Raw genomic sequence first — 22,261 nt, 5'->3', positions numbered from 1 at the left:
TTCCGTCCGCCCATCGGGTCCTGGGCGGATCATGGGTCGGCTGGGTCACACAGCCGGTGATCGCGAGGAGATCAACGGATGGGCTTGCTGGGCCGATTGCGCGACTGGCTGCGACGACAGGACGAACCGGCGTTGTCGATCGACGACCCGGCGCTCGTCGTGGTCGTCGAGGCGTTCGACATCGCGGAGGCCGGCTCGGCCGCTCTGGCCCGTTCCCCGCAGTGGCGCGCGGACGAGCTCGCCGTGCTGCGACATCACGTCCGCATCCCCGCTGACCAGGTCGAACGTGCGCGCGAGCTGCTCACGCCGGACGGCTGGGTGCTGGTCGCAGGTGATATATCGCATATCAGCCGGGTGCAGAAGCTCGACGCTCTGCACTGCGCTCAGGAGCGATCGCGGATGGCGTCGCTGGCGCAACGGCTCGGCGGTGAAGCCCTGGGGTGGGACGCGCTGCAGCCCGCCCGATAGCATCGCGGCGACCTTGGTCACGTTTCTGCGGATACTTCTGGGGACCGCAGTCAGCAGTCGCAGCGGAGGATCGTGAGATGAGCACGCAGACCACGAAGATCCTGGTGTTCAGCCACCGGCCCGAGGTGCGTGAGACGATCATCACTGCCGTCGGCCGCCGTCCCGCGCCCGACCTGTCGCGCGTCGACTACATCGAGGCCAGTGCGATCTCCGACGTCCTCTACGAGGTCGACAACGGCTCCGTGGACCTGCTGATCCTCGACGGCGAGGCGCAGCCGACCGGCGGCATGGGCCTGTCGCGCCAGCTCAAGAACGAGATCACGAACTGCCCGCCGATCGTCGTCGCGGTGCGCCGCAAGGACGACCGCTGGCTCGCGACCTGGTCGGAGGCGGACGCGGTGCTCGTGCACCCGCTGGACCCGCTGGCCGCCGCCGAGACCGTGGCCGAGGTGCTGCGGGGTTCGGCTGTTCCCGTCGTCAAGGGCTGATCCGGCCATGAGCCAGCGCACCTGGCCCTCGCTGCTCAACAGACTGCTCGACGGCGTCGACCTGACCGCCGACGACACCGCCTGGGGAATGGACCAGGTGATGTCCGGCGAGGCGACCGCGGCGCAGATCGCGGCGTTCGTCGTCGCGTTGCGCGCCAAGGGCGAGACGCCGGAGGAGATCGACGGCCTCGCGACCATGATGCTGAACCACGCGCGCCGCTTCACCGTGGACGTGCGGGCGGCGGACATCGTCGGCACCGGTGGCGATCATTCCGGTTCGGTGAACATTTCGACGATGGCCGCGATCGTCACGGCCGCCGCGGGCGTGCCCGTGGTGAAGCACGGCAACCGGGCGGCGTCGTCCCAGTGCGGAACGGCGGACGTGCTGGAGGCACTGGGCGTCGCGATCGACCTGCCTCCGGAGGGCGTGCAGGCGACGGTGCGGGAGCTGGGCATCGGTTTCTGCTTCGCGCCGGTGTTCCACCCCGGCTTCCGGCACGCGGGCCCGGTGCGCCGTGAGATCGGCATCCCGACGTCGTTCAACCTGCTCGGCCCGCTGACGAACCCGGCCCAGCCCACCGTCGGCCTCATCGGCTGCGCGCGGGCCGCCGCGGCGCCGCTGATCGCCGGGGTCTTCGCCCGCCGCCGCAACACCGCGCTGGTGGTGCGGGGCGACGACGGCCTCGACGAGATCACGACGACCACGACGACGTCGGCCTGGCTCGCCCAGGACGGGGTAGTGCGCACGGAGACGATCGACCCGGCCGTGCTCGGGGTGAAGCCCGCGCGCGAGGAGGACCTGAAGGGCGGCGACGCGTCCGTCAACGCCCAGGTGGTCCGCGACCTGGTGGCCGGCAAGACCGGCTCGGTGCGGGACGCGGTGCTCGTGAACGCCGCCGGTGCCATCGCGGCGCACGGCGGGTTCTCCGACGACCTGCACGCCGACCTGACGGCCTCGCTGGGCCGCGCGGCCGACGCCATCGACTCGGGTGCGGCGGCAACGCTCCTGAGCCGCTGGGTGGAGCTTTCAACGTCCCTCAAGGGGTAGCTCGGTCACGCGTCGTCGCCGGCGCGTGACCGTGCTCGCACGACCGCTGTACAGGCGTAGTCCGAGCGAGTGATGACCCGGAGATGCGCACCACGTGGTAACGCCGCGGCAACCGCCACCTGGAATGCTGGAGGCATGGTCCTCTACCCGGTGATGAAGCATGTCGTCGCGCGCGCAGCCCGTCTTGTCTACCGCCCGGTGGTGGACGGTCTGGAGAACATCCCCACCGACGGCCCCGTCATCCTGGCGGCGAACCACCTCAGCTTCATCGACAGCGTCGTGATCCCCATGGTGGTGCCGCGGCGCGTGTCGTTCCTCGCGAAGGCGGAGTACTTCACCGGCACCGGGGTGAAGGGTTCGCTGTCCCGCTGGTTCTTCTCGTCGCTCGGGCACGTGCCGGTGCACCGCGGCAAGGGCCGTGACGCGCGCGCCGCGCTCGACACCGCCGCCGAGATCCTCGGGCGCGGCGAGGCCTTCGCGATCTACCCGGAGGGCACCCGCTCGCTCGACGGCAAGCTGCACCGCGGCCGCACGGGGGTGGCCCGCATGGCGCTCGAGTCCGGTGCCCCGGTCGTGCCGGTCGGCATCATCGGCACGGACAAGGTGCAGCCGGTGGGCAGCAAGTTCCCGAAGATCGTCCCCGTGACGGTTCGCTTCGGTGAGCCGCTCGACTTCAGCCGCTACGACGGCATGCAGGAGTCGCTGCCGGTGCTGCGCAGCGTCACCGACGAGATCATCTACCGCATCCTGGACCTGAGCGGCCAGGAGTACGTCGACGCGTACCAGAAGACCCCGGAGAAGGTCACCGCCGCCGCGTAGGCGCCGCGCTCGTTCTGGAGCGCCTCAGGACCCGAGAAGGGCCCTTCCTGCCACCAACGGCGGGGAGGGCCCTTTGCGCATCATGCGATATATCGGATACCGGCTCGGTATCGGCTACAGGTCCGATATACCGCATATCGGATATCGGAGCCGTCGCTCGGCGCGGCCGATATCCAGTATGCGATGTATCACATGACGGATATGGGCCTGCGAAATTCCGGTGCAAACGACTGAGGCCCCCTCCGTGACGGAGAGGGCCTCAGCGCGAGCTATATCCGATATATCGGATATCAGTCGTGGTCGGGACCGGTGTGGTACTCGAACACCAGGCCGCCGACCATGATCAGCACCATGACGATGGCGATCACCAGCAGCCACACGTGCCAGAACGCCACCGCGACACCGGCGGTCGCCGCCGCGGCCGCGAGACCGACCGGCCAGTACGAGCCGGGGCTGAAGAAGCCCAGCTCACCGGCACCGTCGGAAACCTCGGCGTCGGGGTTGTCCTCCGGCCGCACCTCGATGCGACGGGCCACGAACCGGAAGTAGGTGCCGGTGATGAGGGCCAGGCCACCGGTCAGCGCGAGCGCCACCGTGCCGGTGGGCTCGACGTGGCCGGTCGCCGCGTGCGTCCAGTAGCCGTAGACGACGGCCATCAGGAACGAGAAGGCCATCACCAGGTCGAATACGCGAGCTTCGATCTTCATCGCGGGGGCGTGTCCCTACTTCTGACCCGCGCCGGAGGCCTCACGGGCCGTCCGGTCGGTGTTGAACGGGGTGGTCGTGGTGGCCAGCGGCGCGCACAGCTCACCGCAGTTCACCTGAGCGAGCGCCTCGGCCGTGGTGTACGGCTTGCCCGTCTTGGTGTTGATCTCCTTGCGGAGCTCGATGTACTTGTCGAAGTCGGCCTCGTTCAGGGCACGGACCTCGAAGTTCATCACCGCGTGGTAGGAGCCGCACAGCTCGGCGCAACGGCCGACGAACGCACCGGGACGGTCGATCTGGTCGATCTGGAAGACGTTGTCCTGGTTGTTCTTCTCCGGCTTCGGGAAGACGTCCCGCTTGAAGTGGAACTCCGGTACGAAGAACGAGTGGATGACGTCGGTCGAGCGCAGCGTGAACTGGATGCGCTTGTGAGCCGGCAGCACCATGATCGGGATCTCACCCGACGTGCCGACCGTGCTGACGACGTTGCCCGCTTCGGTCTTGTGGTCCGGGTACTGGAACTCCCAGTTCCACTGGAACGCGATCACGTCGACGTTCACGTCGGGCTTGCCCGACTTGTCCGTGACGTAGTTCTGCGTGACGGCGGTGAAGTAGAACAACACCGCCACGATCACCGTCGGCACGACGATGAGCACGATCTCCAGCGGAAGGTTGTACGCCGTCTGACGCGGCAGTTCCTCCGACTTCTTGCGGTGGAACACCACCGACCACAGGATCAGGCCCCACACGATGACGCCGACGACGAGCGCGGCGATCACGGACCAGGTCCAGAGCTCGCGCATCTTCTCGGCCTGCGGCGTGACGGCCACTGGCCAGCCGAAGCGCAGCACCTCGTCCGTGGAGCAACCGGTGGCCCCGATACCGACCAGGCCGACCAGCCCGGCGGTCTTCGCCAGCCGGGATGCCCTGGTGCCCTCCTTCAGGCCCACTGCTCGCCCGCCTCCTCGTTCCATGCCAACGGATCAAGCGGGAGCGTAGCCCAGCGCAACCGCGCTCACCCCTTGGGGGCACCGCCCTTGCGGTGCAGTTTCTGTCACACAGAGCAGCTTCGGCATACTGAAGCCTTCCCCGTCGTATTTCTGAGAGGTGCGAGAGCCTTGTGCGGCCTGGCAGGACTGGTATGCCCTAGCGAGAACGAGGCCGAATCCGCCCGCCCGGCTGTGGAGGCCGCGCTGCGCTGCATGCGCCACCGCGGGCCGGACGAGAGCGGCACCCGGCGGGTCGACGAGGTCGTGTTCGGCTTCAACCGCCTCGCCATCATCGACATCGAGCACTCCCACCAGCCCCTGACCTGGGGCCCTCCGGAGGCGCCGAGCCGGTACACGATCAACTTCAACGGCGAGATCTACAACTACCTGGAACTGCGCGCCGAGCTCACCGAGAAGTACGGCGCGGTCTTCCACACCGACGGCGACACCGAGACGATCGTCGCCGCGTACCACTACTTCGGCCCTGCGGCGATCACGAAGCTGCGCGGCATGTTCGCCTTCATGATCTGGGACGCCGAGCGCAAGATCGTGTTCGGCGGCCGCGACCCGTTCGGCATCAAGCCGCTGTACTACGCGCAGGGCAGCACCGGCGTCGCGTTCTCCAGCGAGAAGAAGATCCTGCTGGAGATCGCCCCCACGCTCGGCATCGAGCCGAAGATGAACGTCAAGGGCCTGCAGCACTACCTCACGCTGCAGTACGTGCCCGAGCCCTCCTCGCTGCACGACCAGATCTTCCGCGTCGAGTCCGGCCACTCGTTCACGCTGGTGCCGGGCGAGGCGCCCGTGTTCGAGCGCTACTTCCCCGCGAACTTCCGGGTGCGCACGGTCCGCAGCGAGGCGGAGGCGGACGCGCTGTACGACGAGATCACGGCGGCGCTGCGCGACTCGGTCGCCAAGCACATGCGCGCGGACGTGACGGTCGGCTCGTTCTTGTCCGGCGGCATCGACTCGACGGTGGTCGCGGCGCTGGCCAAGGAGCACAACCCGGACCTGATCACGTTCACCACGGGCTTCGAGCGCCAGGGCTTCTCCGAGGTCGACGTGGCCGCGGAGTCGGCGGCGCTGATCGGCGTGAAGCACGTCGTCCGCACGGTCAGCCCGCAGGAGATGATGGACTCCCTGCCGCTGATCACCTGGTACCTGGACGACCCGGTGGCCGACCCGGCGCTCGTGCCGCTGTGGTTCATCGCCCGCGAGGCGCGCCAGCACGTGAAGGTCGTCCTGTCCGGTGAGGGCGCGGACGAGCTCTTCGGCGGGTACACGATCTACCGCGAGCCGCTGTCGCTGGCGGCGTTCGAGAAGGTGCCGGGCGCGCTGCGCAAGGCGATGGGCAAGGTCTCGACGAAGATCCCGCATGGTGTGCGCGGCAAGGACCTGCTGCGTCGTGGCGCGCTCTCGCTGGAGGAGCGCTACTACGGCAACGCGCGCATCTTCCTCGACCCGCAGCTGCGCGAGGTGCTGCGCACGTACGACCCGAACGTCTCGCACATGAACGTCACGGCCCAGCCGTACCGCGAGTCGCGCAACTGGGACCCGGTCACGCGCATGCAGCACGTCGACCTGTTCACGTGGCTGCGCGGCGACATCCTGGTCAAGGCCGACAAGATGACCATGGCCAACTCGCTGGAGCTGCGGGTCCCGTTCCTGGACCCCGAGGTCTTCAAGATCGCCTCGCAGATCCCGAGCGAGCTGAAGATCACGAAGGACACCACGAAGTTCGCGCTGCGCAAGGCGATCCGCGACATCGTGCCGGCGCACGTGCTGAACCGCCGCAAGCTCGGCTTCCCGGTGCCGATCCGGCACTGGCTCAAGGACGAGATGCACGACTGGGCGGTCGACATCGTGCGCTCGTCGCAGACCGACCAGTACCTCGACAAGCACGCGGTGCTGCGCCTGATCGAGGAGCACCGCTCGGGGATCATCGACCACAGCCGCCGCATCTGGGCGCTGCTGGTGTTCATGATCTGGCACGGCATCTTCGTCGAGGGCCGCATCAAGCCCGAGGTGCCGGAACCGCACTACCCGGTCAAGCTCTGACGTTGGGGCCCCTCTCCTGAGGGGCCCTTTCGTTCACCTGCGGCCTTGCGCACTGCAGATCGCGTACGAGCTGACCACCGTCTCGGGCGACGCCATCAGCTCCAGGTAGCGATCGAACTCGTCGTCGGACAGCGGCAGCTTCGCGCGCACCTGACGCGCGGAGGTGGCGAGCAGGCGGCAGCCCGGTGAGCCGCCTTCCCACTCCTGCACCTCGCGGGAGCCGCTGACGTCGTGCAGTCCGGTGTCGAGCAACGCCCGTTCGATGCGCGCACCCCACGCCAGTTCCGCGCCTGCCTGTTCGAGCAGCGTCAGCAGGGCGTTCTTCACCCGCATGATCAGCTTCGCGTCGTCGGGGGCGGCCTTCAGCACTTCGAGCGGGAGGCAGTCGAACTCGTCGAGCACGAGCCAGCCGCCGGGACGCAGCGAGTCGCGCAGCTTGCGCAGGACGGCGTCGCGGGCGGGGAGGTGGAAGAGCACCAGACGGGCGTGGACCAGGTCGAACGCGTTGCCAGGCAATATGTTGGATACTACGTCGTGCTCCAGGACCGTGACGTTGTCGCGTTCCTCGAGCCGTGAGACGTCGAGGTCGGTGACCGTCACGTGCCCGGACGGAGCGACGACGTCGGCGAGCCAGTTCGCCACCGATCCCCCGCCGCCACCGACCTCCAGGCAGCGCCAGCCGTCTGTGATGCCGAGCCGCTCGACGCGGGCGAACGTGCCCGCGTCGAGCAGGGAGCTCAGCGCGTCGAACTGCGGATCGAGCAACTCACCGGAGTTGCCGAACAGGTACGTCCCCATTGTCCGATCATGGCAGGACCGGAGCGATCTCCTCAGCAGCTTCGTCACCAAATGCGCCACGAATGCGGGCGAGCGCGGCCTCGCGCTCCAGCACCCACTCCTGCGTGCCCACGGTTTCGAGCACCTCGACGGCGATCAGCGAACCGAGCTGAGCCGCGCGCTCGATGCTCAGGCCAGAGGTCATACCGGCCAGGAAGCCCGCGCGGAAGCCGTCGCCGACACCGGTCGGGTCGGTCTTCGCGACCTCGGGAACCGCGGGGACGTGCAGCGAGAAACCCTGGGCGTCGACGATCTCGACACCCTTGGCACCGAGCGTGGTGATGCGCTTGCCGACACGGGCGAGGACGTCGGCCTCCGTCCAGCCGGTCTTCTGCAGCAGCAGTTCCCACTCGTAGTCGTTGCTGAACAGGTACTCGGCACCCTCGATGAACGCGCGCGCCTGGTCGCCGTCCATGCGGGCGAGCTGCTGCGACGGGTCGACGGCGAACCGGAAGCCGCGCTGACGGCACTCCTCGGCGTGCCGGAGCATGGCGGCGGGGTCGTCGGGGCTGATGACGACGAGCTGGAGGTCCTCGACGCGGTTGGCGATCGGCGCCAGCTCGATGTTGCGCGCCTCGGCCATCGCGCCGGCGTAGAAGGAGGCGATCTGGCACATGTCGTCGTCCGTCGTGCAGACGAACCGCGCGGTGTGCGCGACCTCGGACACGTACACCCCGGACGTGTCGACGCCGTGCCGCTCGAGCCACGAGCGGTAGTCCTCGAAGTCCTTGCCGACGGCACCGACGAGCACGGGGCGAACCCCGAGGACACCGAGGCCGAACGCGATGTTCGCGCCGATGCCACCGCGGCGGACTACGAGGTCGTCGACCAGGAAGCTCAGTGACACACGGTCGAGACGCTCCGCGACCAGCTGGTCCGCGAATCGACCCGGAAAGTGCATCAGATGGTCGGTCGCGATGCTGCCGCACACGGCTACCGGCACGTCGGCTCTCCCATTCCCTTGTTGCGCTAGGTGACAACTCACCCGGACGAGTGCAGCTGTGAAGACTACCGTTTGGTAGGGCTATCGCAGGTCAGACCGCCGACATACGGTCGGAGCGTGACGATCCCCGAGGCGACCACGATGAGTGAGCTGATCGACGACTGCGCGCAGCTCCCCTTCGCTCTGACCCACCCCGAGCACCCCCTGCCCGCCCCGCGCGCGGCCGCGCCCTGGCAGGTCGACGACCAGTGCACCCGCCAGGTCGAAGGCCTGACCGAGTACGGCGCCTGACGTCCAGGGCCGGTCGGATTCCTGCCGAAAACTTCCGTTCAGCACAACGCGAGGCCGCGTTCCCGTCGGTGCGGGAACGCGGCCTCGCGCGTTGTTCGCCTTAGTGGAACGAGTCGCCGCAGGCGCACGACCCGCCGGCGTTCGGGTTGTCGATCGTGAAGCCCTGCTTCTCGATCGTGTCCACGAAGTCGATGACAGCGCCTTCGACGTACGGGGCGCTCATGCGGTCAACGGCGACCTTCATGCCGTTGAAGTCGCGGAACGCGTCACCGTCGAGCGTGCGCTCGTCGAAGAACAGCTGGTACCGCAGACCCGCGCAGCCACCGGGCTGGACGGCGATGCGCAGGTGCATGTCGTCGCGGCCCTCCTGGTCGAGCAGCGCCTTGGCCTTGACGGAGGCGGCATCGGTCAGCGTCACGCCGTGGGTGGGCGCCTCGGAGGTCGAAGCGGCATCCTGAGCGGTCGTCATGGCACTCCTAAGAGGTCCTTGCGGGCGGTTCGCCCCTCAACAACACGGGCGTCTCCCGCTTTGTTCCACTTCCATGGTCCCACAGCGCGCACCCTTGTCGAACGTCACGTGGGCCACCCCCGGACGGGCCAACCGATATATCAGTTGCCCCCGAATCCGCGCTCGAAACCCTCTCAACGCCCCTGACGCGACCACTGCCGGGCCACGTGCTGGGCCGTTGCAATGACACTTTTGCGGGCGTCCGCAATCGACTTTTGCACAGAGCCGACGTGGTCGGACACCGAGTAGGCCTCCTGGACGCCGGCGGCGCCCATCTCGCGGCGGCCGACGCTCACCTGGCCCGCGATGGCGATGCACGGAACACCGCGTTCGGCGGCGCCCCCGGCGACGGCGGTGATGAGCTTGCCGCGAAGCGACTGCCAGTCGAAGCTGCCTTCGCCGGTGATGACGACGTCGGCGTCGTCGAGTGCGGCGTCGAGGCCGCTGAGCTCGCGGACCAGGCCCGCGCCGGACTTCACCGTCGCGCCGAGGGAAAGCAGGGCGGCGCCGAGGCCGCCTGCCGCACCGGCACCCGGTACATCGGATACGGGTTTGAGGACGTCCATCGCGGCGAGCTTGGCTTCGAGGCGTTCCACGGCCTCCGGCGAGGCGCCCTTCTGCGGACCGAACGTGCGGGCGGCGCCGTGTGGGCCGAGGAGCGCGTTCTCGACGTCGGACGCGGCGACGAGCGATATATCAGTCAGGTCGATGCCGGTGTCGGACAGAGCGGCCAGCATTCCGGCGCCGCCGTCGGTCGTGCCGGAGCCGCCGAGTCCGACCGTGATGACATCGTTGTCGGCCACGGCTGCCGCGATGAGCTCGCCGACGCCTCGCGTTGTCGCCGTCTCGCAGGATTCCGGGCGGAGCTCAGCCTGGATGAGGTGCAGGCCGCACGCCTCGGCGGACTCGATGTACGCGGTACGCACACCGGCTGCGGACACGGTGAGCCAGCGTGCTTCGACAGGCTTGCCGAGCGGGCCCGTGACGGTGATACATCGGATATCGCCGCCCAGCGCGGCATGGAGAACGTCGACGAATCCGGGGCCTCCGTCGGCCAGCGGGCGTTCGACGATGACGTCGTCGGGTTTGGCCTCGCGCCAGCCGGTGGCGATGGCGTCGGCGGCCTCGCGGGCGGTCAGGGTGCCGCCGAAGCAGTCCGGAGCGATGAGTACGCGCACCTCGCGAAAGGTACAGAAGAGCCATTGTCCTACCCTTGTGCTGTGAGGTTCCTGCGCCGCAACTCCGCCGACACCACCGCCGAGGCTCCCGAGTCGGGAGCTGAACTCGCCGAGCCGCTCGACAAGGCGCACAGCTCGGGCAAGGGCAGGCCGACGCCGAAGCGGCGTGAGGCGCAGGGCCGGCGCAGCGGTCCCGTTCCGCCGCCTCCCCGCACGCAGCGCGAGGCGTTCAAGCGCATGCGCGGCAACAAGGCCAGCAAGGAAGAGCGTCGTGCCGCGGCCCGCGAGAATCGTCAGCGCATGTTGGCGGGCGAGGACAAGTACCTGCTGCCGCGCGACCGCGGCCCGGTGAAGGCGTACATCCGCGACCTGGTCGACTCGCGCCGCAACCTCATGGGCCTGTTCATGCCGCTCGCGATCCTGGTGTTCGTGGCGCTGCTGACGCCGTCGCTCGCCGTGCAGCGGTACGCGACGCTCGCCACGACGTTCATGCTGATCGCGATGATCATCGAGGGTCTCGTCCTCGGCCGGATCGTCACGCGGCGGGTGCGGGCGAAGTACCCGAACGAGCCGATCAAGGGCATCTCCATCGGCTGGTACTCGTTCATCCGCGCGAGCCAGCTGCGTCGCCTGCGCGTCCCGAAGCCGCGGGTGAAGCCCGGCGAGGCCATCAAGTAGGTGCGCGAGAAGCAACGCACGCTTCAGCTGCCGGAGCGGCTGCGGTGGGACCACAACGCGTGGTACCGCCGCTGGCTGCTCCGGCAGTTGCCGTCTCGGGCCGGTTCGGCGCTCGACGTGGGCTGCGGGCTGGGCCACCTGGCGCGGTCGCTGAGAGCCGACGAGGTCACCGCGATCGACGCCAGCGCGCGCATGATCGAGCGGGCGAGCGCGACCAGCGAACGCGTCCGGTGGATCCACGGTGACGTGCTCACCCACGACCTCGGGCGCTACGACGTCGTCACGGCCGAGGCGAGCCTGCACCACCTCCCGTTGCGCGAAGGCCTCACCAGGCTCGCCGAGCTGACGAAGCCGGGCGGGCTGCTCGTCGTCATCGGGCTGTACATGACGGCGACACGGGCGGACCGGGCCATGGAACTCGTGACGTTGCCCGCGAACGCGATCGTCGGACTGGCGAAGGCAGTCAACGGCACCGGTGGCAAACCGCACGACCCGGAGATGCAGGTGGTGATGACAGCTCCGACGTTGCGGGAGATCCGCGCGGCGGCTGCGGAGATCACGCCTGACGCGCGCATCCGCAGGCACGTGTTCTGGCGGTACTCACTGGTCTGGCGAGCACCGGAATTTCATTAGCAGCACGAACGATTTCGGTTTAAGCTCCGATGTATGAAGTTCCGTCGACTCGGCCGCAGCGGCCTGAACATCAGTGAGATCTCGTACGGGAACTGGCTCACCCACGGTTCCCAGGTCGAGGAAGAGCAGGCCCACGCCTGCGTGAAGGCGGCACTCGAGTCGGGCATCACGACCTTCGACACCGCGGACGTCTACGCCAACACGGCCGCGGAGTCGGTGCTCGGCCGGGCGCTCAAGGGCGAGCGGCGCGAGTCGCTGGAGATCCTGACCAAGGTCTACTGGCCGACCGGTCCCGGTGGCCCCAACGACCGCGGGCTCGGCCGCAAGCACATCATGGAGTCGGCCAACGCGTCGCTGAAGCGCCTGCAGACCGACTACGTCGACCTGTACCAGGCCCACCGGTTCGACTACACCGTGCCGCTCGAGGAGACGATGCTGGCGTTCGCCGACCTCGTCCGCCAGGGCAAGGTCCTCTACGTCGGTGTCTCCGAGTGGACCGCCGAGCAGATCACCCGCGGTGCCGCGCTGGCCCGTGAGCTGCAGGTGCCGTTCGTGTCGCACCAGCCGCAGTACTCGATGCTGTGGCGCGTCATCGAGCCGCAGGTCATCCCGACGTGCGAGCGCGAGGGCCTCAGCCAGATCGTCTTCTCCCCCGTCGCACAGGGCATCCTGACCGGCAAGTACCTGCCGGGCGCCGAGGTGCCGGAGGGCTCGCGGCTGGCCGACGCGCGTGGTTCGCAGATGATCTCCCGCTGGATGCGCGACGACGTGCTGAACGCCGTGCAGCAGCTCAGGCCGATCGCCGAGGAAGCCGGCGTCACCATGGCGCAGCTCGCGGTGGCGTGGGTGCTGCGGAACCCGAACGTCGCGTCCGCGATCATCGGCGCGTCGCGTCCGGAGCAGGTCTACGAGAACGTCAAGGCCATCGACATCACGCTGGACGACGACGTGCTCAAGCGGATCGACAACGTCCTCGAAGGCGTCATCACCGACGACCCGAGGCTCACCGCTCAGGGCTAGAGCTACTGGGCCGGGTGGAGGCTCATCGGGCCGTACACCTCGGATTCCGAGCGCAGCAGCGTGACCTGCTCGACCCCGGCGTCGAGCAGGTCACGCCACTCGGCGCTGAACCACTCCTCCGCCTCCGTCTGGTCGGCGAACGCCACATCGGGGCCCGCGACGTCGCGGCCTTGTGCATCCTGGTAGCGCCAGCGGAACTCCATGAGACGAAGGCTAACTCTTGTCATCTCGGACGCTCGTGCTCGGCGGAGCGCGTTCAGGCAAGTCAGCGCACGCGGAAGGCCTGCTCACCGACGCGGCGGTGACTTACGTCGCAACCGCGCGCAGATACCCCGGCGACCCGGACTGGGACGCGCGCATCGCGTTGCACGTCGCCCGTCGACCGTCCACGTGGCACACGGTCGAGGCGCCCGCGCCCGCCGATCTGCCCGCACTGCTCACCGCGACGCAGTACGAAGACCCCCCGATCCTGGTCGATGACCTGTCGACGTGGCTGGTCGGCGTTCTGGACGACGCCGACGCGTGGGAAGGGCACGGCGCCGATTTCGTCGAACGCAACGTGGACGAACTGGTGCATTCAGCAGCCATGTGCCGGACGCGACTCGTGCTGGTGACGGCGGAGGTCGGCCTCGGCGTCGTCCCGTCGACACGCTCAGGCAGACTCTTCCGCGATCACCTCGGTGCGCTCAACTCGCGCGTGGCCGAGGTGTGCGACGAGGTCGTGTTGCTCGTCGCGGGCATTCCGTTGAGATTGCGTTGACCTGACGACAGGGATGAAGGAGCGACCAGGTGAGCACCGAGTTCCCGCCGGTTGAACCGCCGGACGAGACAGTTCTGCGCGAGGCCGAGGCCCGGCACGCGGTGCTGACCAAGCCGGTCGGCTCGCTCGGACGGCTCGAGGAGCTGGGCAACTGGATCGCGGCGTGCCAGGGAGTAGTGCCGCCGAAGCCGTTCGTGCGGCCGCGCGTCGTCGTCTTCGCCGGCGACCACGGCATCACCGCGCAGGGCGTGTCGGCGTACCCGAGCGAGGTGACCGGCCAGATGGTCGCGAACTTCCTCACGGGCGGCGCCGCGGTGAACGTGCTCGCCCAGGTCGCGGGCGCCACGGTGCGCGTGGTCGACATGGCCGTCGATTCCGACACCCCGGCGGCGGTCAGCTCGCACAAGGTGCGGCGCTCGTCCGGGTCGATCGACCGCGAGGACGCGCTGACCCGTGAGCAGTGCGAGCTGGCGATCGCGGCCGGGCGCGCCGTCGCCGACGAGGAGGTCGACGCGGGCGCCGACGTGCTCATCGCCGGTGACATGGGCATCGGCAACACGACGCCCGCCGCCGTGCTGATCGCGTCGCTGACAGGGTCGGAGCCGGTCGCGGTCGTCGGCCGCGGCACGGGCATCGACGACCAGGCGTGGATGCGCAAGACGGCGGCGATCCGGGACGCGCTGCGCCGCGCCCGTCTGGTGATCAGCGACCCGATCGCCTTGCTGGCCACCGCCGGTGGCGCCGACCTGGCCGCGATGGCCGGGTTCCTGGCGCAGGCCGCGGTGCGGCGGACCCCCGTGGTGCTCGACGGCGTCGTCGTCGGTGCGGCCGCTGTCGTCGCCGAGGAGCTGGCGCCGGGTGCGCGTGAGTGGTGGGTGGCCGGGCACCAGTCGGCTGAGCCCGCCCACGCGATCGCGCTCGGGCACCTGAACCTGAAGCCGCTGCTGGAGTTCGAGATGCGGCTCGGCGAGGGGTCCGGTGCGGTGGCGGCGCTGCCGTTGCTGATCTCGGCGGTGAAGGTGCTCGCGGAGATGGCGACGTTCGAGAGCGCCGGCGTCACGAACAAGGAATGAAACTAGCGCTGTCCTGGCTGACCGTCTTGCCGTTGCGGGTCGACGACGTCGACGTCAAAGCGGCAAGACGGGCGATCGCCTGCACGCCGCTCGTCGGCGTGCTGCTCGGCGCGTTCGTCGTCGGCGTGCTCCAGCTGCTGGCGATATCCGATATATCGCCGCTGGTAGCCGGGTTTCTGGTCGTCGGCGTCGTCGCCCTGGCAACGCGCGGTATGCACCTCGACGGGCTCGCGGACACCGCAGATGGTCTTGGTTGCTACGGACCGCCGGAGCGCGCGCTTCAGGTCATGAAGGACGGCGGCGCGGGACCGTTCGGAGTCGTCACGCTGATCGTCGTGCTGGGGGCGCAGGCTGCCGCACTCCCCCACGCTGACTGGGGCGTCGTCGTGCTCGCGTTCGCGGCGAGCCGGGCCGCGTTCGGAATCTGCTGCATGCGGGGCGTGCCCGCCGCACGCCCCGAAGGGCTCGGCGCGCTTGTCGCCGGTACCCAGCATCCAATGCTGGTCATCGGCACGTGGGTACTGCTTGCCGCCGCGGCCGTTCCGCTCGGGTGGCGAGCGGTCGTCGCCGTCGTCGTCGCGGCCTCGCTGGTGTGGTTGCTCGTGAAGCACACCGGAAAGCGCTTCGGCGGCATCACCGGTGATGTGCTCGGTGCTGCCGCCGAAATCGCGCTTCTGGCCGTGCTGGTGATCGCCTAACGCAGGGTCGTCATCCAGCCGTGGGCGTCGGCGACGTGGCCGTGCTGGAGACCGGTCAGGCGCTCGCGCAGCTTCATCGTCACCGAGCCGGAGCCACCGTCGCCGATGGTGAACTCGCCGCCCGCGTGCTTGACGTGGCCGACCGGCGTGATCACCGCGGCCGTGCCACAGGCGAAGACCTCGGTGAGCTCACCGGAGGCGTTGGCCTTCTCCCACTCGTCCGTGGAGATGCGACGCTCCTCGACGGACAGTCCGAGGTCGGAGGCCAGCTGGAGCAGCGAGCTGCGGGTGATGCCGGGCAGCAGCGTGCCGGTCAGCTCGGGGGTGACGACCTTGTCTCCGAAGACGAAGAACAGGTTCATGCCGCCCATCTCCTCGACCCAGCGGCGTTCCACCGCGTCGAGCCAGACGACCTGGTCGCAGCCCTTTTCGGCGGCCTGCGCCTGCGCCACGAGGGACGCGGCGTAGTTGCCGGCGAACTTGGCGGCGCCGGTGCCACCGGGTGCCGCGCGGACGTACTCGGTCGAGAGCCACACGCTCACCGGGCGGATCCCGCCCGAGAAGTAGGAGCCGGCGGGCGAGGCGATCAACACGTAGATGTACTCGGACGCGGGTCGCACGCCGAGGCCGGCTTCCGTGGAGAACATGAACGGCCGCAGGTAGAGCGACTCCTCCTCGGCCGTGGGCACCCAGCGGCTGTCGACCGCGAGGATCTGGCGCACCGACTCGAGGAAGAGCTCGTCGGGAAGTTCGGGCATCGCCATGCGGCGGGCCGAGGCGCGGAAGCGCTCGGCGTTGGCCTCAGGGCGGAAGGACGCGATCGAACCGTCGGGCTGGCGGTAGGCCTTGAGCCCTTCGAAGATCGCTTGGCCGTAGTGCAGCACCATTGCCGCGGGGTCGAGTGAGAGGGAGCTGTAGGGGCCGACTTCAGCGTCGTGCCAGCCCTTCTCGCGGTTCCAGCGGATCGTCACCATGTGGTCGGTGAAGTGCTGCCCGAAGCCCGGCTTGGCAAGTACCTCCGCTACGCGCTCCGGGGTCGCCGGGTGCGGGTGGGGAGTCCGGGTGAAAGGCAACTCGCTCGTCATGTGAGCACGGTAACCCGCTGGTGGGGATACGGAAAATCGTCTTCTCAAAACTCGGACGTCCTACTAACTGGCGCTCGCTAGAGTCCCCGTCCATGACCGAGGGGGAACGATCTTCAGTGGGCGCTGACGCCCGCACCGTGCTGCAGGCCGCGCTGCTCGTGCTGGGCACCGGCGTCACGCTGTTCGACGGCTGGGTGCTCGGTGGTGTCGGAGGAGTGATCGGCGCGGTGTTCCTCGCCGTCTTCTTCCTCGTCGGCTACTACAGCATCAGCAAGGACAAACCGGCTACGAACGGCCGGGTGTACGGGCTTGCGGTGTGTGTTGGCGTGACGCTGCTCGTTTTTCTCTCAGTGTCGCTGTCAAGCCGATGAGGCCCGTGCCCGCGCCCAGCCCCGCGAGGGAGATGAGCAGCGCGGGCACCGGGGTGCTCATCGCGAGCAGCACCGAGAGTCCGAGTCCGAGGCACGCCGTGCGCATCGGCCACGTGCGGTCGTTCTGCAGCAACACGCGCGCCGACGCGTTCGTGAAGGCGTAGTAGAACAACGTCGAGCATGCGGCCACGCCCAGTGCGATCGCGATCGGCATGAGGGTGATCGCGAGAGCGGAACCGACGACCACCGCGAAAGTGAGCACTCCCGGCTTGAGGCGCGTCGGCAGGTCGCCGTCCTCGACGAGTCCGGTGAGCGTGCGGTGTGCCGACAACAGAACGAAGTGCAGTGCGGCCACGCCGGCCACCGCCGCGGCGATCTGCACGAGCGGCACCAACGCCGACGCGTCTGCTGCGACGAGCGCGTCTCGCAGCGGTGCGGGTGACAACGCGAGGCGCGCGCTGCCGAGTTGGCGGAGCACACCGGCACCCACGACCAGATAGACCACGAAGGACAGTCCGATCAGGACTGGAATCGCGATCTTCAGCGCCGACGCCGAGTGCGGCCGCTCACCGCGATGGGGCGCGGTGATGCGTTCGAACCCCGCGAACGCCATGAACATCAGCCCCGCGACGCCGACGAGCTCGTTGGCGGTGCCCGTTTCGCCCGCCGACGGCACCGGTGCGATCGAGAAGCTCGACGCGACGACGAGCGCGAGCACACCGAGGACGACCAGCGACACGAGCACGCTGACCCCGACGGTGAAGCGGAAGCCCACCGCGCCGAGCAGCACCGTGCCCGCGACGAGGGCGAGTGCACCGATCAACGGCTGGTCCGGCACCACGTACGCGCCGAACATCAACGCCACCGCCGCCGCCATGGCGCACCGGCCGAGCAGGTGGGCGCTCGCCGTCAACCGTGCGGGCCACACGCCGAGCTGTGCGCGCACGTATCCGTAACCGCCGCCGACGTCCGGGTAGGCGTGCGACTGGTCAGCGGTCGAGAAAGCCGAGCACAGCGCGGCGAACGCGGAGATGGCCAGCGCCGGGAGCACCCACCAGCCCGCAAGTCCTGCGGCTGGGGCGAATCCGGCGAAGACCCCCGCACCGAGCACCGCGGGAAGACCGAGCGCGACCGTTGCGACGATCTCGCGAGGCGTGTAGGTCACCGGTACACATTCGCAGATGCGGCATCCGGCCGTAACCACCCGGTCGACTGATGCACGAAATGGGCGAATCGCCACCGTGAGCAACTGTCAACGTCACGGATTGCGGCGAACGTGGCGGGGCTCGGCATTGGTGGGACAGTCCGACCTTTAGCATAGGTCACGATTCCGACCTTCCCCACCACGTACAACCCTGGAGCAGCACGTGACAGCCCCGAAGCTGGCCCTCACCGAAGGTGACCTGAGCACCACCGCCGCGGACGCAGTCGTCGTGGGCACCCTGCAGGGTGCGGACGGTCTGGAGCTCGCCCCCGGTGCCGAAGCTGTCAACGCCGCGTTCGACGGCGCGCTGCTCGACGTGCTGGGCACCCTGCGCGCGTCGGGCAAGGCCGACGAGCTCGTGAAGGTACCGACGTTCGGCAAGCTCGCGGCTCCGCTCGTGCTGGCCGTCGGCCTCGGCAAGGCCACCGGTGAGGAGCAGGTGCGCCGTGCGTCCGGTGTCGCCGCCCGCGCGCTGGCCGGCAAGAAGCGCGCGATCAACACGCTGGCTTCGCTGCACCTGGCCGCGGCCGCCGAAGGCACGCTGCTCGGCGCCTACGCGTTCACCGAGTACAAGTCGGAGAAGGGCGAGCCCGCGGTCGCGAAGGTCGACCTGGTCGCCGCCGGTTCGAAAGAGAACAAGGCCGCGCTGAAGGCCGCCGTCGCGATCTCCGAGGCCGTCGCCATCGCGCGTGACTTCGTGAACACGCCGCCGAACGACCTCTACCCCGGCTCGTTCGCCGACCGCGCCGCCAAGCTGGCCACCGCCGCCGGCCTCGACGTCGAGGTGCTCGACGAGAAGGCGCTGAAGAAGCAGGGCTTCGGCGGCATCCTGGGCGTCGGCGGTGGTTCGTCGCGCCAGCCGCGGCTCGTGCGCATCTCGTACAAGGGCACCAAGGCCACCAAGAAGGTCGCGCTCGTCGGCAAGGGCATCACGTTCGACACCGGCGGCATCTCGATCAAGCCCGCCGCGGGCATGGACGAGATGACGTCCGACATGGCCGGTGCCGCCGCGATCGTCGCCACGATGGTGCTCGCCGCGAAGCTCAAGTACCCGCTGGAGATCATCGCGTCGATCCCGATGGCGGAGAACATGCCGTCCGGCGACGCGTACCGCCCCGGCGACGTGCTCACCATGTACGGCGGCAAGACCGTCGAGGTGCTCAACACCGACGCCGAGGGCCGCCTGATCCTGTCCGACGCCATCGTGCGCGCGTGCGAGGACGGCCCTGACTACCTGATCGAGACCGCGACCCTGACCGGCGCGCAGGTCGTGGCGCTGGGCAAGCGCACCTCGGGTGTCATGGGCTCCGACGAGTTCCGCGACCGCGTGGCGGCCATCGGCACCGCGGTCGGCGAGTCGGCGTGGCCGATGCCGCTGCCGGAGGAGCTGCGGTCGGACCTCGACTCGCGCCTGGCGGACCTGGCCAACGTCACCGGGCACCGGTGGGGCGGCATGCTCGCGGCCGGCCTGTTCCTGCGCGAGTTCGTGGCCGAGGGCGTGCAGTGGGCGCACATCGACATCGCCGGCCCGGCGTACCACACGGGTGGCCCGTACGGGTACACCGCGAAGGGCGGCACCGGCGTTCCGGTGCGGACCATCGCGGCAGTGCTGGCGGACATCGCCGCGAATGGCTGAGTTCACTCGTTTCCAAACGGGCGGAGTTCCTTCGGGACTCCGCCCGTTTTGTTTCGTACGAGAAATCGCATTTCTGCAACCGATATCTGTGCGGCGTCCACATGCGACTCGTCGTCGCGCGCCTGGCGAATCGTCCGGGTTGGACGTTCGCCGAGCGGCAGGCCGTACGCCGTCGACGCCCCTGCACGCCGTCGCCCCGACACCTTTGCAATGAGTGTTTTGCGGACGATGTCCAAAGAGTCGTTGCTAAGCAGCAGGTTGGAGGGGTGGAGGGAACTGATATATCGGTTGGGGTGGCGTTCGTCGGGCGCGAACGGGTGCGGCTGAACGGAGACACGCGTCTCACCGGGCTAGGCGGCCGGAGCCGGTGAGAGAAGGATTTCCACATGGGGACGCATCAGTACGAGATCGATGTCGTGTGGACCGGAAACACCGGGAGCGGGACTTCCGGGTACAAGGCCTATGAGCGGGCGCACGAGGTGCGCGCTGAAGGCAAAGAGACGATTCTTGGGTCGTCGGATCCGTCGTTCCGGGGTGACCGCAGCCGCTACAACCCCGAGGAGTTGCTCGTCGCGTCGCTGTCGCAGTGCCACATGCTCTGGTACCTGCACCTGGCGTCGGCGAACGGGGTCGTCGTCACCGACTACCGCGACCACGCCACCGGCACGATGGCCGAGCACCCCGACGGGTCGGGGCGGTTCACCGAGGTGACCCTCAACCCCGTCGTGACCGTCGCCGATCCCGAGACCCGCGAGAAGGCGCAGGCGTTGCACGAGAAGGCGCACTCGATGTGCTTCATCGCGGCGAGCGTCAACTTCCCGGTGCGGCACGAGCCGCAGGTGAAGGTCTAGGACTCGCCCGCGGCCTTCTTGCGCGCGGTGTAGTCGCGCATGCGCTTCGGGTAGCCGACGATGCCGGCGTCGTAGATCGGCATGCCGAGCTTGCGGGCGAAGGTGCGGGCGGCGTCGGGAGAGGCGACCCGGCGCCTGGTCCACTCGCCGTCGTGAGCGACCAGGACCACAGTGGTTTCGGTCACCGTGGTCTTGGGCTCCACATAGGCCTCCACGCCCTGACGGCTCGCGGCCCACTGCTCGAGGTGACTCGTGTCCTGACTCGAGGCGGTTCGCAGCACACCAGGGCGCGGCTTCCTGCGAAAACGATCGAACAGCCCCATCGAGCACCTCCTGCGCTTCCCTCCACCATGGTGCCAGGTGCGGGTGTTATGAGTAGGTGAATGATCAGAAGAGGGCGTGGTCTCCTATGCCGGATCACCACGCCCTGGCAACTAGTGACAAGATGGCCGCGTACCTCGCGCGCACCCGCGCGTAGTAAGTAATCCCGAGGAGATCCGAAGTGACTTCGCCGGAACTGGATTCGGCCACCAACGCCGACCTCGTGATCCTCGGCGGCGGTTCGGGCGGCTACGCCTGCGCGTTCCGCGCGGCCGAGCTCGGCCTGTCCGTCGTCCTGGTCGAGAAGGACAAGCTGGGTGGCACGTGTCTGCACCGCGGCTGCATCCCGACCAAGGCGCTGCTGCACGCGGCCGAGGTCGCGGACAACGCGCGCGAAGGCGACCAGTTCGGCGTCAAGAGCTCGCTCGAGGGCATCGACATCGCCGGCGTCAACTCGTACAAGGACGGCGTGATCTCGCGGCTCTACAAGGGTCTGCAGGGTCTCGCGAAGGCCAACAAGGTCACCCTGATCGAGGGCGCTGGCACGTTCGTCGGCCCGAACACCGTTGTCGTGAACGGTCAGCGCTACGTCGGCAAGAACGTGGTGCTCGCGACCGGCTCGTACGCGAGGAGCCTGCCCGGTCTGGAGATCGGCGGCCGCGTCATCACCAGCGACCAGGCGCTCAACCTGGACTTCATCCCGGAGAAGGTCGTCGTCCTGGGCGGCGGCGTCATCGGCGTGGAGTTCGCGAGCGTGTGGCAGTCGTTCGGCGCCGAGGTGACCATCGTCGAGGCGCTGCCCCGCCTGGTGCCCGCCGAGGACGAGTACGCCTCCAAGCAGCTCGAGCGCGCCTTCCGCAAGCGCGGCATCAAGTTCAAGACCGGTGTGAAGTTCACCGGCGCCACCCAGACCGACTCCGGCGTGTCCATCACGCTGGAGAACGGCGACGTCCTCGACGCCGACCTGCTGCTCGTCGCGGTCGGCCGCGGCCCGAACACCGCGGGCCACGGCTACGAGGACGCCGGCATCAAGATCGACCGCGGGTTCGTCATCACCGACGAGCGCCTGCGCACGAACCTGCCGAACGTGTACGCCGTCGGCGACATCGTGCCCGGCCTGCAGCTCGCGCACCGCGGTTTCCAGCAGGGCATCTTCGTGGCCGAGGAGATCGCGGGCCAGAACCCGAAGGTGATCGACGAGGCGGGCATCCCGCGCGTCACCTACTGCAAGCCCGAGGTCGCCTCCGTCGGTCTCTCCGAGGCCGCGGCCAAGGAGAAGTACGGTTCCGCCGAGGTGTTCATCTACGACCTCGCGGGCAACGGCAAGAGCCAGATCCTCAAGACCGCCGGCGGCGTGAAGCTGATCAAGGCTCCGGACGGTCCCGTTGTCGGCGTCACCATGGTCGGCGAGCGCGTCGGCGAGCTCATCGGTGAGGCCCAGCTGATCTACAGCTGGGAGGCTTACCCGGAGGACGTGGCTCCGCTGATCCACGCCCACCCGACCCAGACTGAAGCCCTCGGCGAGGCCTTCCTCGCCCTGGCCGGCAAGCCGCTGCACGTGCACGGCTGACCGTTCCCCATCCAAGTCAGCCACACGAG

General features: G+C 68.7%; 26 protein-coding genes. 16 read left to right on the top strand and 10 right to left on the bottom strand.

Annotation, left to right across the window (positions count from 1 at the left end):
• Positions 1-78 precede the first annotated feature (78 nt).
• From ABFX45_RS22990 to ABFX45_RS22975, 4 genes are all read left to right on the top strand, one after another.
• Complete coding sequence (locus ABFX45_RS22990; RefSeq protein ID WP_346131899.1) at positions 79-468, top strand: hypothetical protein; 390 nt, start codon at positions 79-81, stop codon at positions 466-468.
• Positions 469-545: 77 nt separating this feature from the next.
• Positions 546-956: a hypothetical protein gene (locus ABFX45_RS22985; protein ID WP_346131898.1), complete on the top strand. Its 411-nt coding sequence runs from the start codon at positions 546-548 to the stop codon at positions 954-956.
• Between the two features lie 7 nt (positions 957-963).
• Positions 964-2,004 (top strand): anthranilate phosphoribosyltransferase, encoded by a 1,041-nt coding sequence (gene trpD / locus ABFX45_RS22980; RefSeq protein ID WP_112229198.1) that lies wholly within the window; start codon positions 964-966, stop codon positions 2,002-2,004.
• Positions 2,005-2,139: 135 nt separating this feature from the next.
• On the top strand, positions 2,140-2,823 hold the full coding sequence (locus ABFX45_RS22975) for a lysophospholipid acyltransferase family protein (protein ID WP_109640564.1): 684 nt from the start codon (positions 2,140-2,142) through the stop codon (positions 2,821-2,823).
• Positions 2,824-3,113: 290 nt separating this feature from the next.
• Here the strand turns inward: ABFX45_RS22975 and ABFX45_RS22970 are convergent, their stop codons facing one another.
• Together ABFX45_RS22970 and ctaC are read right to left on the bottom strand one after the other, a co-directional pair.
• A complete protein-coding gene (locus ABFX45_RS22970) occupies positions 3,114-3,530 on the bottom strand; it encodes a cytochrome c oxidase subunit 4 (protein WP_346131897.1) in 417 nt (138 codons plus the stop codon).
• A gap of 15 nt (positions 3,531-3,545) precedes the next feature.
• The gene (gene ctaC, locus ABFX45_RS22965; protein WP_233440114.1) at positions 3,546-4,478 is read right to left on the bottom strand and encodes an aa3-type cytochrome oxidase subunit II; all 933 of its coding nucleotides are present in this window, start codon (positions 4,476-4,478) and stop codon (positions 3,546-3,548) included.
• A gap of 168 nt (positions 4,479-4,646) precedes the next feature.
• Here ctaC and asnB point away from each other — a divergent pair, with 168 nt between their 5' ends.
• Entirely contained in the window at positions 4,647-6,575 is a 1,929-nt protein-coding gene (gene asnB, locus ABFX45_RS22960; protein ID WP_109640566.1) for an asparagine synthase (glutamine-hydrolyzing), read from the top strand.
• 33 nt (positions 6,576-6,608) lie between these two features.
• Here asnB and ABFX45_RS22955 read toward each other — a convergent pair whose 3' ends face one another.
• Together ABFX45_RS22955 and ABFX45_RS22950 are read right to left on the bottom strand one after the other, a co-directional pair.
• Positions 6,609-7,373: a class I SAM-dependent methyltransferase gene (locus ABFX45_RS22955; protein ID WP_346131896.1), complete on the bottom strand. Its 765-nt coding sequence runs from the start codon at positions 7,371-7,373 to the stop codon at positions 6,609-6,611.
• 7 nt (positions 7,374-7,380) lie between these two features.
• Entirely contained in the window at positions 7,381-8,313 is a 933-nt protein-coding gene (locus ABFX45_RS22950; RefSeq protein ID WP_109640670.1) for a carbohydrate kinase family protein, read from the bottom strand.
• A gap of 159 nt (positions 8,314-8,472) precedes the next feature.
• Between ABFX45_RS22950 and ABFX45_RS22945 the strand changes: the two genes are divergently transcribed.
• Entirely contained in the window at positions 8,473-8,646 is a 174-nt protein-coding gene (locus ABFX45_RS22945; RefSeq protein WP_170155222.1) for a hypothetical protein, read from the top strand.
• 100 nt (positions 8,647-8,746) lie between these two features.
• On the opposite strand, the gene ABFX45_RS22940 is transcribed toward ABFX45_RS22945, so the two are convergent.
• Entirely contained in the window at positions 8,747-9,115 is a 369-nt protein-coding gene (locus ABFX45_RS22940; RefSeq protein ID WP_109640568.1) for a HesB/IscA family protein, read from the bottom strand.
• Positions 9,116-9,288: 173 nt separating this feature from the next.
• On the bottom strand, positions 9,289-10,332 hold the full coding sequence (locus tag ABFX45_RS22935; RefSeq protein ID WP_346131895.1) for a glycerate kinase family protein: 1,044 nt from the start codon (positions 10,330-10,332) through the stop codon (positions 9,289-9,291).
• A 42-nt stretch (positions 10,333-10,374) separates the two neighbouring features.
• Between ABFX45_RS22935 and ABFX45_RS22930 the strand changes: the two genes are divergently transcribed.
• The 3 genes from ABFX45_RS22930 to ABFX45_RS22920 are packed head-to-tail and all read left to right on the top strand — an operon-like array spanning position 10,375 to position 12,663.
• Positions 10,375-11,010 (top strand): DUF3043 domain-containing protein, encoded by a 636-nt coding sequence (locus tag ABFX45_RS22930; protein ID WP_109640570.1) that lies wholly within the window; start codon positions 10,375-10,377, stop codon positions 11,008-11,010.
• Entirely contained in the window at positions 11,011-11,643 is a 633-nt protein-coding gene (locus ABFX45_RS22925) for a class I SAM-dependent methyltransferase (protein WP_346131894.1), read from the top strand.
• Positions 11,644-11,676: 33 nt separating this feature from the next.
• Positions 11,677-12,663, top strand: a complete 987-nt coding sequence (locus tag ABFX45_RS22920; RefSeq protein WP_109640572.1) for an aldo/keto reductase family protein — start codon at positions 11,677-11,679, stop codon at positions 12,661-12,663.
• A 2-nt stretch (positions 12,664-12,665) separates the two neighbouring features.
• Here the strand turns inward: ABFX45_RS22920 and ABFX45_RS22915 are convergent, their stop codons facing one another.
• A complete protein-coding gene (locus tag ABFX45_RS22915; RefSeq protein WP_109640573.1) occupies positions 12,666-12,866 on the bottom strand; it encodes a hypothetical protein in 201 nt (66 codons plus the stop codon).
• 17 nt (positions 12,867-12,883) lie between these two features.
• Here ABFX45_RS22915 and cobU point away from each other — a divergent pair, with 17 nt between their 5' ends.
• Genes cobU through cobS form a run of 3 tightly spaced genes read left to right on the top strand, consistent with a single transcriptional unit; the run spans position 12,884 to position 15,194 of the window.
• Complete coding sequence (gene cobU / locus ABFX45_RS22910) at positions 12,884-13,423, top strand: bifunctional adenosylcobinamide kinase/adenosylcobinamide-phosphate guanylyltransferase (protein ID WP_109640574.1); 540 nt, start codon at positions 12,884-12,886, stop codon at positions 13,421-13,423.
• 29 nt (positions 13,424-13,452) lie between these two features.
• Entirely contained in the window at positions 13,453-14,496 is a 1,044-nt protein-coding gene (gene cobT / locus ABFX45_RS22905; RefSeq protein ID WP_112229188.1) for a nicotinate-nucleotide--dimethylbenzimidazole phosphoribosyltransferase, read from the top strand.
• Positions 14,493-15,194 carry an adenosylcobinamide-GDP ribazoletransferase gene (cobS, locus tag ABFX45_RS22900; RefSeq protein WP_346131893.1) on the top strand — a complete coding sequence of 234 codons (702 nt, stop codon included), beginning with the start codon at positions 14,493-14,495 and terminating at the stop codon, positions 15,192-15,194. The genes cobT and cobS overlap by 4 nt, the downstream gene beginning before the upstream one ends.
• Here cobS and ABFX45_RS22895 read toward each other — a convergent pair.
• Complete coding sequence (locus ABFX45_RS22895) at positions 15,191-16,279, bottom strand: branched-chain amino acid aminotransferase (RefSeq protein WP_346131892.1); 1,089 nt, start codon at positions 16,277-16,279, stop codon at positions 15,191-15,193. The genes cobS and ABFX45_RS22895 overlap by 4 nt on opposite strands.
• A gap of 92 nt (positions 16,280-16,371) precedes the next feature.
• Here ABFX45_RS22895 and ABFX45_RS22890 point away from each other — a divergent pair, with 92 nt between their 5' ends.
• Positions 16,372-16,650, top strand: coding sequence for a hypothetical protein (locus ABFX45_RS22890; protein ID WP_346131891.1), 279 nt, complete (start codon positions 16,372-16,374; stop codon positions 16,648-16,650).
• Here ABFX45_RS22890 and ABFX45_RS22885 read toward each other — a convergent pair.
• Entirely contained in the window at positions 16,565-17,815 is a 1,251-nt protein-coding gene (locus ABFX45_RS22885) for an APC family permease (protein ID WP_346131890.1), read from the bottom strand. The genes ABFX45_RS22890 and ABFX45_RS22885 overlap by 86 nt on opposite strands.
• A gap of 202 nt (positions 17,816-18,017) precedes the next feature.
• Here ABFX45_RS22885 and ABFX45_RS22880 point away from each other — a divergent pair, with 202 nt between their 5' ends.
• Together ABFX45_RS22880 and ABFX45_RS22875 are read left to right on the top strand one after the other, a co-directional pair.
• A complete protein-coding gene (locus tag ABFX45_RS22880) occupies positions 18,018-19,490 on the top strand; it encodes a leucyl aminopeptidase (protein WP_346131889.1) in 1,473 nt (490 codons plus the stop codon).
• A gap of 386 nt (positions 19,491-19,876) precedes the next feature.
• Positions 19,877-20,341, top strand: coding sequence for an OsmC family protein (locus tag ABFX45_RS22875; RefSeq protein WP_109640580.1), 465 nt, complete (start codon positions 19,877-19,879; stop codon positions 20,339-20,341).
• On the opposite strand, the gene ABFX45_RS22870 is transcribed toward ABFX45_RS22875, so the two are convergent.
• Positions 20,338-20,664 (bottom strand): oxidoreductase, encoded by a 327-nt coding sequence (locus ABFX45_RS22870; RefSeq protein WP_109640581.1) that lies wholly within the window; start codon positions 20,662-20,664, stop codon positions 20,338-20,340. The genes ABFX45_RS22875 and ABFX45_RS22870 overlap by 4 nt on opposite strands.
• Before the next feature lie 179 nt (positions 20,665-20,843).
• Here ABFX45_RS22870 and lpdA point away from each other — a divergent pair, with 179 nt between their 5' ends.
• On the top strand, positions 20,844-22,232 hold the full coding sequence (gene lpdA / locus ABFX45_RS22865) for a dihydrolipoyl dehydrogenase (RefSeq protein WP_346131888.1): 1,389 nt from the start codon (positions 20,844-20,846) through the stop codon (positions 22,230-22,232).
• The last annotated feature ends 29 nt before the right edge of the window (positions 22,233-22,261 follow it).

The organism is Lentzea roselyniae (assembly GCF_039537795.1).
Lineage (GTDB): Bacteria > Actinomycetota > Actinomycetes > Mycobacteriales > Pseudonocardiaceae > Lentzea > Lentzea atacamensis.
Note: the sequence above shows the minus strand (reverse complement) of the source record. Positions and strands in the feature narration are given on the sequence as shown.

Bases quoted from the DNA above. Each gene is read 5' to 3' on its own strand.
- ABFX45_RS22990 (WP_346131899.1), top strand. From the start codon at position 79: ATGGGCTTGCTGGGCCGATTGCGCGACTGGCTGCGACGACAGGACGAA.
- ABFX45_RS22985 (WP_346131898.1), top strand. From the start codon at position 546: ATGAGCACGCAGACCACGAAGATCCTGGTGTTCAGCCACCGGCCCGAG.
- trpD (WP_112229198.1), top strand. From the start codon at position 964: ATGAGCCAGCGCACCTGGCCCTCGCTGCTCAACAGACTGCTCGACGGC.
- ABFX45_RS22975 (WP_109640564.1), top strand. From the start codon at position 2,140: ATGGTCCTCTACCCGGTGATGAAGCATGTCGTCGCGCGCGCAGCCCGT.
- ABFX45_RS22970 (WP_346131897.1), bottom strand. From the start codon at position 3,530: ATGAAGATCGAAGCTCGCGTATTCGACCTGGTGATGGCCTTCTCGTTC.
- ABFX45_RS22955 (WP_346131896.1), bottom strand. From the start codon at position 7,373: ATGGGGACGTACCTGTTCGGCAACTCCGGTGAGTTGCTCGATCCGCAG.
- ABFX45_RS22950 (WP_109640670.1), bottom strand. From the start codon at position 8,313: ATGCACTTTCCGGGTCGATTCGCGGACCAGCTGGTCGCGGAGCGTCTC.
- ABFX45_RS22940 (WP_109640568.1), bottom strand. From the start codon at position 9,115: ATGACGACCGCTCAGGATGCCGCTTCGACCTCCGAGGCGCCCACCCAC.
- ABFX45_RS22920 (WP_109640572.1), top strand. From the start codon at position 11,677: ATGAAGTTCCGTCGACTCGGCCGCAGCGGCCTGAACATCAGTGAGATC.
- ABFX45_RS22915 (WP_109640573.1), bottom strand. From the start codon at position 12,866: ATGGAGTTCCGCTGGCGCTACCAGGATGCACAAGGCCGCGACGTCGCG.
- cobS (WP_346131893.1), top strand. From the start codon at position 14,493: ATGAAACTAGCGCTGTCCTGGCTGACCGTCTTGCCGTTGCGGGTCGAC.
- ABFX45_RS22895 (WP_346131892.1), bottom strand. From the start codon at position 16,279: ATGACGAGCGAGTTGCCTTTCACCCGGACTCCCCACCCGCACCCGGCG.
- ABFX45_RS22890 (WP_346131891.1), top strand. From the start codon at position 16,372: ATGACCGAGGGGGAACGATCTTCAGTGGGCGCTGACGCCCGCACCGTG.
- ABFX45_RS22875 (WP_109640580.1), top strand. From the start codon at position 19,877: ATGGGGACGCATCAGTACGAGATCGATGTCGTGTGGACCGGAAACACC.
- ABFX45_RS22870 (WP_109640581.1), bottom strand. From the start codon at position 20,664: ATGGGGCTGTTCGATCGTTTTCGCAGGAAGCCGCGCCCTGGTGTGCTG.